Here is a 12241-nt window from a genome sequence, read left to right as displayed (position 1 = left end):
ATAATTATAGTAACTTTAAAGAACGGCTTTGCATTCAAAACAAAAAATAAGATCATAACGAAAAAATATGGAAACAATACAATTAGAATTAGACGAGAAAAAACACGGCGCTTTTAATCTTTATGTGGATGGCAAAAAACTAGGTGAAATGACGGTAAGCCTAAAACCTGACCTCCTAACTGTTTACCACACTGGAGTTCAACCAGAAGCGGAAGGAAAAGGTTATGCAAAGAAACTTTTAGAAGAAATGGTATCATACGTTCGCGCCAGTAATCTGAAAGTTCTGCCGCTTTGTCCTTATGTTCATGCGCAATTCAAAAGGCATCCAGATGAATATGCAGATATTTGGAAGAAATAATTCCTAACCAAGAACTGAAAAGATTTTTTTCTCACAGATTCGGCAGATAATGCAGATTTTTTATAATCAGCTCAAAAATTAAATCTGCCAAAATCTATTAATTCCAAAGCTATTGGAAGCGAGAAAAACTAATTTGTCTCACTACTAAAATATAATAACATGAATACAGAAGTTTTAACAGACGGCGTTCCTTTAAATGAAGCAAAAAAAGCGCTAATCATGATTCATGGACGCGGCGCGAGTGCGCATGATATTCTTTCGATTGCAAAACACCTTAGAGTCGAAGATTTTGCATTGGTCGCTCCGCAGGCAGAAAACAGAACTTGGTATCCATATTCATTTTTGGCTCCTTTGAACGAAAATGAGCCTTCGTTTTCAAAATCTTTAGAATCAATTCATCAGGTCGTTGTTGCTATTCAGCAAAACGGAATCGAAAAAGAGAATATTTATTTTTTAGGTTTTTCTCAAGGGGCTTGCCTTGCTTTGGAGTTTACTACTCGAAATGCTGCAAAATACGGAGGAATTGTAGCTTTTACAGGCGGATTAATTGGCGATAAAATCTACGAAAATCGCTATTCAGGAAATTTTGAAAACACTCCTGTTTTTATCGGAACGAGCGATCCTGATTTTCATGTTCCTGTTGAAAGAGTCAATGATACGGAAGCGTTTATGGAAAAAATGGGTGCCGATGTTACAAAAAAAATCTACCCTAATATGGGGCATACCATCAGTCAAGATGAAGTAAATTGTGCAAATGCACTGATTTTCAATAAAAAATAATGATTACCATAACTCGTGTTTACAGCGATTCTGACGGAGAAAGCCGTTTTGAAGACTTTGAAGTTCCGCTGAAAAACAATGGCGACATCGGATTTTTATCTGATGATGAGCCTGTAAAATCTATTGTTTTTAGAGAAGTAAGTCCATCTTACGATTACGATTTTCACAATGCGCCAGACCGCCAGTATATTGTTTTGCTGGAAGGAGGCGTAGAAATCGAAACTTCTCTGGGAGAAAAAAGAACATTCCCTTGCGGTTCAATTTTATTGGTAGAAGATACTACTGGAAAAGGGCACAAAACAAAAAATATCGAACCCAAGCTTCGAAAATCAATATTTATAAAATTATAATTTTCGATCTCCCCAAGTCTTTTTAAATCTGCATGAAAAGATTAAAAATAAGCACAGAAACTATGTGTTTTTTTATAAGTAAAGCGCCTTTTATGCGTCCCAAAAAAAGCTATCGGGATAAACGATCCAATGAAATTGGTTCAATTTAAATCTGCCCAAATCTTTTAAATCTGCGCGAAAACATTCATCCTAAAAACATTCATTTTTTAGTTGGCTGTTCTTTCAAAATAGTTCAAAACCGCACCGCATTTCATTTCTTAATCTAGGTTAATCGATGCAGAAGCATTACGGACGTAAATTTGTAAAAGAAAATCAAACAACAATTTAATATAACAAATACCATGGAAAATAAAATATTAGGCTTACATCATATTACTGCAATTGCAGGTGACGCTAAACGCAATTTTGACTTTTATTCAAAAGTTTTAGGATTAAGATTCATCAAAAAAACAGTAAACTTTGACGATCCAGGAACATACCATTTTTACTTTGGCGACGAAGTGGGAAGCGCTGGAACTATTTTAACTTTTTTCCCTTGGGGAGCAGGAATCCAGCAAGGAAGAAAAGGTTCTGGAATGGCAACCGAAATTGGCTACTCTGTTCCAAAAGGAAGTCTAGATTTCTGGCAGAAACGTTTTGAAAAATACAATGTGATTTACAACAAACCGGCTGAAAAGTTTGGAGAAAAATACTTGACTTTCTTAGATCCAGATGGGCTAAAATTAGAGTTAATCGAATCTAAAACAGATGATAACAGAAAAGCTTGGGAAACTGACGAAGTAAAAGCAGATGTGGCGACAAAAGGTTTTCATAACATCACTTTGACTTTGAATAGCATCAAAGCAACTGCTGCCATCTTAACAGACATATTCGGTTACAAATTAATCGATCAAGAAGTAAACCGTTACCGTTATGCAACAGATGCTGTAGAAAATGCCGCAATTGTTGACTTGGTAGAATTGCCAGAGGAAAAACGCGGTTTGAATGCCAACGGAACTATTCATCACGTAGCGTTCCGTGTTCCAAATGATGAAATTTTGATGAAATTCAGAGAAAAAATCGAAGATTACGGATTGTCTATTACTCCGCAAATTGATAGACAGTATTTCCACTCTTTATATTTCAGAGAACCAGGAGGCGTTTTGTTTGAAATTGCCACCGATAATCCTGGGTTTACAGTAGATGAAAGTGTAGAAGAATTAGGCAAAAACCTAAAACTTCCTGCTCAATACGAACCTCAAAGAGAAGCTATTGAAGCGCATTTGGTGAAGATCAATTAATTTATAGACTTCCTTTTGCAAGCTTTGGAGAAGCAGAATATCTATAGATATTTTGCTCCGCTGGGCTTTAATGTACAATTTGCAATGCAAAGCTTCGGAGAAGCGGAATATTTATAGCAACCATTACAACATTTACAATAAAAAGCTCCATCGGAGCGACATATATGCGTATCAAATATGTCGCTCCTCCGGAGCTTTTTTCATCCGTCTTATTGAAATTCTATAAATATTTTGCCCCGATGGGGCTTTAACCTAAAATTTGCAATGCAAAGCTTCGGAGAAGCGGAATATTTATAGCAAATAATAGCTACAAACAATAGTAAAGCTCCATCGGAGCGACATATATTAGGTTCAAAATATGTCGCTCCGATGGAGCTTTTTTTCTTTCGTCTTATTGGAATCTATAAATATTTTGCCCCGCTGGGGCTTTCTTTCATTAATCTTATTGTTTTTTAGCTTCGGAGAAGCGGAATATTGATAGAAAACAAATAACCCCACACAAAAAAAAGCTCCGGAGGAGCGGCATATTTTACCCCAATTCAAAATCTAATCTTCTGCAGCCATTAATTCTAATTTAGCCATAATTAATGCGAGATTATCTTCTAGAATAATTCTTCCTTCACGCCATTCTTTTTTATTTGATCCTTTGGAAATTCTAAAAATAAAATCGCCCGTAAAAATATATCCTGAAGTTTCCCTGAGACCATTTTTAAATAATCTTTTCTGCGCTTCTCTCAAATCGACTTTAATTTCGCTGCCGTTCTTAAAAATAACCGTATCCAATCCGTCGAGACCTTTTGAAAATTTATGTCCACGGTACTGAACTAGTCTAATAAAAGCATCCATAAAAAGCAAGGCGCGATCCACGTTTTCTTCAGAAACGCTCAAATCCAGAATCTCCAATTTATCGGCTAGAGCGTCTTGATCCAAAATTTTGCGTTCCCAATATTCCTTTGTTGATTTAATGATTCCAATATTATTTTCTAGCTTTTCGCTAATATCCAAAGGCGCCTGAGCATCGTTTTTGATGCTTAGAGCTAAATCTAGCAAGGGTGTAGATTTTGCAGGAACTCTCAACTGCATTTCATATCTCTTTTTCAAAATGGCAACTTCGTTATTGCCTTTAAAATCTAATGACAGCTCAGGAATATTCTTTCGCTTATATTCAGGTCTAATCCAGTGTCTGCTTTTGGGAAGCGGAATATTCATTTTTTCGCAGGCATTTTTAATTCCCATACTCGAAATTTCATAATGTTTTGCAATCTGCGGAATCGGAAATTTCCAAACCAAATCATAAAGTTCTGATCGGGTAAAAGTAATTTTGTCCATAAATCAGTAAATTCAATTTAAACGAAATTCACCACCTCTATAATTGCTTACAGAAATGGTGAACCATCAAAAATTAAGTGTTACTCTACTCCGCCGCCTAAAGCACGGTACAGGTTAATTGCTGCATTCAGCTTTTCGAGTTTTATTGTTACAAGATCCAATTCGTTTTGGAGCGAACTGTTCTGTGCCGCGATTACTTCAAGATAATTTGCCATTCCGCTTTTGTAAAGCAAAGAAGCATCTGAAGTTGCTTTGTCTAAAGACTGCGCTTTATCTTTTGCCAAAACGATACGTTCATCGGCATATTTCAGTCTAGACATGGCATCGTTTACTTCGCCAACTGCCGTTATGAAAGACTGTTTGAATTGCACCACAGCTTTCTCCTGTTCTAAAACCGCCACTTCATAAGCGGTTCTCAATTCTTTTTTCCTAAAAATAGGCTGTGCTAAATTGGCGGCGATGGTTTTGGTGACAGAACCTGGAAAATTAAACCAGTTTTCAAACTCAAAAGAATTGACTCCAATTGAAGGATTCAAACTTAAAGTCGGATACATGGTTGCTTTTGCCAATCCTGTTTTTGCATTGGCAGACATCACTGCATATTCACTGGCTTTTACATCTGGTCTTCGGCTCAACAGCGAAGCTGGAACTCCTGTTGGGAAAAGTACCGAAACTTCAGCCGCATCGATATTTCCTGCTCTTTCAATCTTATCCGGATATTCTCCGCACAAAATCTGTAAAGCATTTTCTTGAACTGCAATGTTTGCTTTCGCTAAAGGGACAAGCAATTCGGCTGTTTTTTTCTGCGCTTCGGTCTGGTTTACTGCCAAAGAACTGATAGAACCCGATTGATACTGCAATTGCATCATACTCAAAGTATTGGTACTCAATTCAATGTTTTTCTCTGCAATTTTAAGCTGTTCGTCTAAACCTAACAGATTGTAATACGACTGTGCCACTTCAACAATAATTCGGGTTTTTAATGCCGACAGATTCTCTTTTTGAGCAAAATAAGCCGCTTTGGCATCTCTTTTCTGCATAGCTGCTTTTCCCCAAATATCAACTTCCCACGAAAGGCGGAGATTAGCGCTGTAATCATCCATATAATCTTTACCAATAAATTGCTGGCTCAATGATCCGTTCAAGGAATTTTTTGATGGATAAGCACGGCTTGCGCCAGCATCGAAATCAAGCGTTGGCATCAAAGACAATTTGGCTTGTTTGTAGTTAAGATCAAGCTGTTCCATGCTTTTCATCGCAATAACGATCTCATTATTTTTAACCAAAGCTTTCTCTATCAAAGCAACCAGCAAAGGATCTTTGTAATAGCTTTTCCACGGAAGCAAAACCGTATCTCCAGTTACCGCAATTTCTTCTCGGAATTTTTCTGGAGCATTCAAATCTGTACGGGAATATTTTTTTCCTACCACGCACGATGTCATGATCGTTGCGGCAAGTAAAACAATTCCGATTTTATATAGTGTTTTCATTCTTATTCTTTTATCGTTTGAATTTGAGTCGCAATCTTTTTCCTTGATACTTTTTCCTGCAAATATTGGAATACAATGAAAAGCAACGGAATCACAAAAACGCCCAGTACAACACCGCTAAACATTCCAACTGCGGCGCTCACGCTTATCGATCGGTTTCCAACTGCGGTTCCGCCAGAAGCAAACATCAGCGGAATCATCCCTACAATAAAAGCCAGCGAAGTCATGATAATAGGCCTTAACCTTGATCTCGATCCTTCTATTGCCGCTTCGATAATTGTTAATCCTGCAAGACGTCTCTGCAAGGCAAACTCTACAATCAAAATGGCGTTTTTAGCCAAAAGCCCCACAAGCATGATTAATCCGACCTGAACATAAATATTGTTGTCTAAACCAACCGCTTTAATTCCGGCGAAAGCCCCTAAAATTCCTGTCGGGATAGAAAGCAATACGGCAAGCGGCAACAAATAACTTTCGTATTGTGCGGCCAAAAGGAAAAACACAAACAGCAGACACAATCCGAAGATGGCAATTGTCTGGCTTCCTCCTGCTTTTTCTTCCAAACTTAAACCTGTCCATTCATAAGTATAATCAGAAGGCAGTTTATCTAAAACTTTTTCTAGATTTTCCATAATCTGTCCGTTACTATAACCAGGCAGTGCCATTGCAGTAATATTCACCGAATTATAAAGATTGTAACGGTTTACCGATTCTGGTCCGTAGACTTTATGGAACTTCACAATTGATTTTACTGGAACCATCTGCATATCGTTATTTCTGACGAAAATTTCATTAAATGCATCTTCATCCATTCTAAAAATACCGTCAGCTTTTACATTTACTCGGTAAAACTTACCAAATCTCGAAAAGTCTGCTGACTGATCTCCTGCAAAATACGTTTGGATATTTCCTAAAAGTTCTTTGATATTCACTCCCATTTGGCGTGCTTTATCTTCGTCTACTTCCAATTCCAATTGCGGATAATCGGCTCTAAAAGTCGTGTAAGCGTATTGCACACCCGGCTGCTGCATAATCTGCCCGATTACTTTGTCAGACATGGCTTTTAAAGTTTCTGGACTTCTCGCCATTCTGTCCTGCAGCACGATTTCGGCACCGCTCGTTACTCCAAATCCTTCTACCGGAGGCATTCTGAAAACCATGATCTGACCTTCTTTAATTTTAGCCAATTTTCCGCTTACGATATTCATGATTTCTTCAATATCTTTAACCGCTCCCCTGTCTTTCTTTGGTTTTAGTTTAATAAACCCTAATCCATAAGCTGGACTGGCGCTGTTGCTCAAAATATTGAATCCCGTAATACTCGTATTGACATCAATGGCTTCTAGCGGAGCCAATTCTTTTTCTAATTTCTGAATTACAGCTGTAGTTCTGTCGAGTGCCGTTCCTGGCGGCATTGATAAACTGTACACCATAAAACCGTCATCTTCAAGAGGCACAAAACTTTTTGGCGTAGAGGCCATCGTATAAACCGCAATGGCAGTTATCCCTGCAACTAACCCCGCAGCAAGCCATTTTTTGCCCACTAAAAAACGAACGCCTTTAATGTATCTTCCCGTTAAATTATTGAAACCGCTATTAAATCCAACGAAAAAACGGTCTTTAAAACTCGTTTTATGTTCGTGATTTCCGTGTTTATCTCCGTGATTTTTTAGCAATAGCGCGCATAATGCAGGAGTAAGCGTCAAAGCATTTACTGCTGAAATGATAATTGCAATAGCCAGCGTGTAAGCAAACTGTTTATAGAAAATTCCCGAAGAACCTGTCATAAATCCGATAGGAATAAATACAGCCGACATCACCAAAGTGATCGAGATTACGGCTCCTGTAATTTCTGCCATTGCACTGTGAGTTGCTTCTTTGGCTGAAATTCCTTCATCTTCTTCCATTTTACTATGTACGGCTTCGACAACCACAATGGCATCATCGACGACAATACCAATCGCCAGCACCAGAGCAAATAGTGTCAGGATGTTAATCGTAAATCCGAAAACCAGAAGGAAGAAAAATGTTCCCACAATAGCAACCGGAACTGCAATAGCCGGGATAATCGTCGAGCGAATGTCCTGAAGGAAAATAAAAACCACAATAAATACTAGAATAAAAGCTTCTATCAAAGTTGATTTTACTTGTCCCGTTGCTTCGTCCAATCTTTCCTTTGTACTCATTACGTTAACGTATTTGATGCCTGGAGGAAAAGATTTAGACAATCTTTCTACTTCTTTGTTAATTCCGATTTCAATATCATTTGCGTTTGAACCCGAAGTCTGTAAAATGGCCATTGTAACGGCATTTTTGCTGTTCGATTTATTATCTCCGCTGTACGAAATAGAACCAAATTCTACTCTTGCGACATCTTTTAGCCTCAAAACATTGCTTCCGACGTTTTTAACCACAATATTTTCATACTGCTCTGGTTTGTTCTTTTTTCCTTTGTAACGAATAACATATTCTAAAGCCGCAGAAGATTCTTCTCCCAATTTTCCCGGAGCCGATTCTAAACTCTGTTCTGCAATGGCTTGAGTAACATCTGAAGGCACTAAACCTGCATTAGCCATTTTGCGAGGATCCAGCCAGATTCGCATCGAATAATCCTTCACTCCAAAAATCTGAACCTGCCCTACTCCCGGAACACGTTTCATTTGAGGCACTAGGTTAATATTGGCATAATTCTGCAAAAACAGCTCGTCGTATTTGCTATTATCATCTGTATATAAGTTGAAAATAACAATCATGCTATTTTGCTGTTTAGAAGTCGTTAATCCCATACGGATAACTTCTTGAGGCAGTTTTGGAGTCGCCTGCTGCACTCTGTTCTGTACGTTTACAGCTGCCTGATCTGGATCTACTCCCTGCTTGAAAATGACACTGATCGAAAAAGACCCGTCATTACTGGCAGTAGATTTGATGTACTGCATATTTTCAACTCCGTTAATCTGCTCTTCCAAAGGCGTTACCACCGAACGGATAACGGTCTCGCTGTTTCCTCCCGGGTACGAACCGCTTACCATAACTGTTGGAGGCGAAATATCTGGGAATCGCGTTACCGATAGTCGGGTCAGACCTATAATCCCCAGTATAACCAGTACAATAGAGATAACTGTGGCCAATACTGGCCTGTCTATTATTTTCTTTAACATGGAAATGTTATTTTATTAAATGAAAAATTATTTGCTGCTGGTATTTTTTGCAGCGTCTTTTGGAACTACTTCCATACCATCATAAAGCACGTCGATATTGTTAAGCGCCACTTTATCTCCTGACTTTAATCCAGATTTTACAAAATAATCTGCTCCGGCGCTTCCTGCGATTTCAATAGGAACCATAGCAACTTTGTTTCCTCCTTTTAGTACGAAAACAAAAAATTTATCCTGAATATCTTTTACGCTTGCCATCGGAACTGTGATGACAGATGATAAGCTTTTGTTTAAAACGATTCTTGCAGAACCTCCCGCGCGCAATTGCTTTTTAGGATTTGGAAAGATGGCTTTTAAAGCAATCGTTCCCGTTGCACGATCGATATTTCCGCTGGCAACTTCCAATTTTCCTTTTTGATCGTACTCACTGTCATCGGCCATAATTAAACTTACAGTCTGATTGTTTTTTGCATCTTTTGAAAAGGCTAAATAGTCGGCCTCTGTTAGTGAGAAATAAACAAAAACGTTATTGATTTCAGATAAAACAGTCAGCGGAACAGCATCTGCTGGGGTAACTAAATTTCCAATTCGGTTTGGAATACGGCTAATATAACCGCTTACCGGAGCTTTTATTAAAGAGAAATCTGCATTTAATTGAGACGATCCCAACGCTGCTTTTGCCTGAGCTACCTGTGCAGTTGCAGCTTCGTAATTGGCTTGCGCGGTTTTTAACTGCATATCCGAGAAGACTTTCCCTTCAACTAAAGGCTTGATTTTCTCTACTTCCAGTTTTGCATTTGCCTGATTAGCCAAAGCGCTTTTGTATGCTGCGCGGCTGTTGTTTACCTGCTCGGCATAAACATCTCCTTTTATTTTAAAAAGAGACTGCCCTTTGGTAACATAATCACCTTCTTTTACATAAATAGCTTCTAGATAGCCTGATACCTGAGCTTTTATATCGACGTTTACACTACCTTCAACCGTTCCTGGATATTTTTTTTCTACTTCTCCCGTTGCCGAACTAGTCTGAAGAAAATCTACTTCTGGCTTTGGCGGAGCCATCTGCGCGTCACCGCTTTTCCCGCATGAAGAAAGAGAAACCAATATCAATAAAATGGCAATCCTGCCAAATGCTTTATTATTTTTAAAAAACTGCTTTGTCATTTTACTTTTCATTTTTAAATGAATTACCTCAAATTTGGCAGCAAAATAACAGCCTAATACCGCTTTTTTAAGGAAGAAATTTACCCAAACGACATTTTTTGATACTGAAACGGATGTTTTTTATAAGGTTCTAAGTCACTAAGATGCTAAGATTCTAAGTTTTTTTTGTGCCACTAATTTTTGCCACGAAGACGCTAAGACGCAAAGTTTTTTTAGAATAAAGAAAAGGAATCTCGCAAAGTCGCAGAATTGCGAAGTTTCTTTTTGCCACGGATTAAAAGAATTAAAGAGGATTTTTTTCTCGAAGATTAAGCGTATTCTTTGTCAGGATGACAAACTACGTGTAAACCAAACTTTTCGAAGAAAAGAAAAAGCCTCTGAACCTTTGTCCCTATGAACCTAAAAACCTTAGTGCCTTAGCATCTCAGAACCTTAGCAACTTAAAAACTATCTATCCATCCACTGCTTAAAGAAAGGCGTTTTTTCCCTGCTGATGATCACCTCGCGTTCTGGGTCTAGTCTTAATTGGATTTTAAGTTTTGCGTTGAAGTAGTTCGCAATTGATTTGATGCTTTCTGCACGAATGAAAAACTGGCGGTTGGCTCGAAAAAAGATATTCGGATCCAATTCCTGCTCCAATTCTTCCATAGTTTGCGTAATAGAAATGACTGCACCTGATTTTAAGAATAAATTAGTGGTTTTGAATTCAGAATATATAAAGTCGATATCGGAAACATCTACGCTTTTATAGCCATCACGATAAGTTACTAAAAAGCGCATTCTGAATACTGGCTTCTCAATCAGTTCTTTTAGGATTCCAGCAATGTTGGTAACGCTGGCTTCATTTTTATTTAAAGATTTGAATTTGTCTAAAGCAAATTCCAACTCGTTCTTTTCGATAGGCTTCATCAAATAATCGATGCTGTTTACCTTAAAAGCGCGAATTGCATATTCGTCGTAAGCCGTTGTAAAAATTACGGGACAGGTAATATTGATTTCGTCAAAAATGGCAAAACTTAGTCCGTCGGCTAAACGAATGTCCATTGTTATTAAGTCTGGGCATGGGTTCGATTTTAGCCAAGCAACAGTATCTACAACTGTGTCAATGATGCCTAAAATTTCGCAAGCGGGCTCCAACTCTTCCAGCAGTCTTTTTAAGCGGCTGGCGTTAATGCTTTCATCTTCTACAATTAAAATTTTCATAACTCTTAAATTAACGGCAGACGAACCTCATAATAACCGTTTGTTTCGGTAAAAATCGGCATTCTCTGAGATAAAATTTTATAACGGAATTTGATGTTTTTATTTCCAATTCCTGTAGAAACCAACGTTTTTCCAGCGGTTCTCTGCAGATTATTTCGAACAATGATATCGCCAGAATCAGAAAAAACCGAAATCGTAAGCGGGTTAGCCAAGGTTGCCATATTGTGTTTTACCGCATTTTCTACCAATAGCTGTAAAGTTAAAGGCGGTAAATGAAGCGCTAGCGCAGTAGAATCGATTTCAATTTTCAAATCGATTTTTTCGCCCAATCTTTTCTTCAATAAATAAAAATATGCATTTAGAAATTCGATTTCCTCTTTTACAGTAATGGTATCTTTATTTGAATTTGAAATCATATAGCGATATACTCTCGTTATATTTTCTAAGAACGAAGCCGCTTCTTTCTGATCATCGTAAATCAATTCGGTCAAAGTGCTGAAATTATTGAACACAAAATGCGGATCTAACTGCATTTTTAAAGATTCTAATTTCGAACGTGTTACCGCCTCTTGCAATTCTGATGCTTTAACTTTTAATTCAGCAGTTTCTATCGCATTTAAACGCCATCTGTTCAAAAGAAATATTCCGGTATGAATGGCACTTATGAACAATGAAATAATGGCCGCCATAATTTTAGACTGCCAAATGGTAACCAAATCATTTACTTCTAAAGCTGTACAGGGGTATAAATAATCCCAAAGCCAAGAAAAAAAGTAATTGAGAAGAATGTTTCCTGCAATTAAGCAGATAAATTGGGCAATGGCCCTAAAAACGGGATTTTGCTCCCAGCTTATGTAATAATTTAATTTGCGTCCAACAAACAAAGTCAGTTCTGTAAGTATGGCGCAATATAATAAAATGATGAAGATATCGAAGGTTTGGTCTAAATCGAGCAAACCTTCCTCTTCAAAATTTCTATACGGATTTAGGAAATAATAAGAAGAAAGATATACCAAAAAAACGGCTGGAATTACTATAACCCTGTAATATTTATAGAAAAAATTCTTGCTTGTTTTTTTATTTTGGTTCTTTCTACCCATTAATTCACCCAACTGTAAAATTGAAAAATCCT

At 37.7% G+C, this 12241-nt stretch carries 10 protein-coding genes; 4 read left to right on the top strand and 6 right to left on the bottom strand.

Features of this window, described 5'->3' with window-relative positions:
• Positions 1-67: 67 nt before the first annotated feature.
• The 4 genes from N4T20_RS14335 (at position 68) to N4T20_RS14320 (ending at position 2768) form a co-directional block, all read left to right on the top strand.
• Complete coding sequence (locus N4T20_RS14335) at positions 68-358, top strand: GNAT family N-acetyltransferase (RefSeq protein ID WP_260669816.1); 291 nt, start codon at positions 68-70, stop codon at positions 356-358.
• A gap of 159 nt (positions 359-517) precedes the next feature.
• Positions 518-1138, top strand: a complete 621-nt coding sequence (locus N4T20_RS14330; protein ID WP_260669815.1) for an alpha/beta hydrolase — start codon at positions 518-520, stop codon at positions 1136-1138.
• A complete protein-coding gene (locus tag N4T20_RS14325; RefSeq protein WP_260669814.1) occupies positions 1138-1488 on the top strand; it encodes a hypothetical protein in 351 nt (116 codons plus the stop codon). The genes N4T20_RS14330 and N4T20_RS14325 overlap by 1 nt, the downstream gene beginning before the upstream one ends.
• A 341-nt stretch (positions 1489-1829) precedes the next feature.
• Complete coding sequence (locus N4T20_RS14320) at positions 1830-2768, top strand: ring-cleaving dioxygenase (RefSeq protein ID WP_260669813.1); 939 nt, start codon at positions 1830-1832, stop codon at positions 2766-2768.
• 546 nt (positions 2769-3314) lie between these two features.
• Here N4T20_RS14320 and N4T20_RS14315 read toward each other — a convergent pair.
• The 6 genes from N4T20_RS14315 to N4T20_RS14290 all read right to left on the bottom strand — a co-directional run bounded on the left by N4T20_RS14315 (position 3315) and on the right by N4T20_RS14290 (position 12209).
• Positions 3315-4097: a hypothetical protein gene (locus tag N4T20_RS14315; RefSeq protein ID WP_260669812.1), complete on the bottom strand. Its 783-nt coding sequence runs from the start codon at positions 4095-4097 to the stop codon at positions 3315-3317.
• A gap of 80 nt (positions 4098-4177) precedes the next feature.
• On the bottom strand, positions 4178-5587 hold the full coding sequence (locus N4T20_RS14310) for an efflux transporter outer membrane subunit (RefSeq protein WP_260669811.1): 1410 nt from the start codon (positions 5585-5587) through the stop codon (positions 4178-4180).
• A 2-nt stretch (positions 5588-5589) separates the two neighbouring features.
• Positions 5590-8745, bottom strand: a complete 3156-nt coding sequence (locus N4T20_RS14305; RefSeq protein WP_260669810.1) for an efflux RND transporter permease subunit — start codon at positions 8743-8745, stop codon at positions 5590-5592.
• A gap of 27 nt (positions 8746-8772) precedes the next feature.
• Positions 8773-9906 (bottom strand): efflux RND transporter periplasmic adaptor subunit, encoded by a 1134-nt coding sequence (locus N4T20_RS14300; protein WP_260669809.1) that lies wholly within the window; start codon positions 9904-9906, stop codon positions 8773-8775.
• Positions 9907-10353: 447 nt separating this feature from the next.
• On the bottom strand, positions 10354-11109 hold the full coding sequence (locus N4T20_RS14295; RefSeq protein WP_260669808.1) for a LytR/AlgR family response regulator transcription factor: 756 nt from the start codon (positions 11107-11109) through the stop codon (positions 10354-10356).
• Between the two features lie 5 nt (positions 11110-11114).
• On the bottom strand, positions 11115-12209 hold the full coding sequence (locus tag N4T20_RS14290) for a sensor histidine kinase (protein WP_260669807.1): 1095 nt from the start codon (positions 12207-12209) through the stop codon (positions 11115-11117).
• Positions 12210-12241: the final 32 nt, after the last annotated feature.

This window comes from Flavobacterium sp. TR2, from assembly GCF_025252405.1.
In the GTDB taxonomy this organism is placed as follows: Bacteria; Bacteroidota; Bacteroidia; order Flavobacteriales; family Flavobacteriaceae; genus Flavobacterium.
Note: the sequence above shows the minus strand (reverse complement) of the source record. Positions and strands in the feature narration are given on the sequence as shown.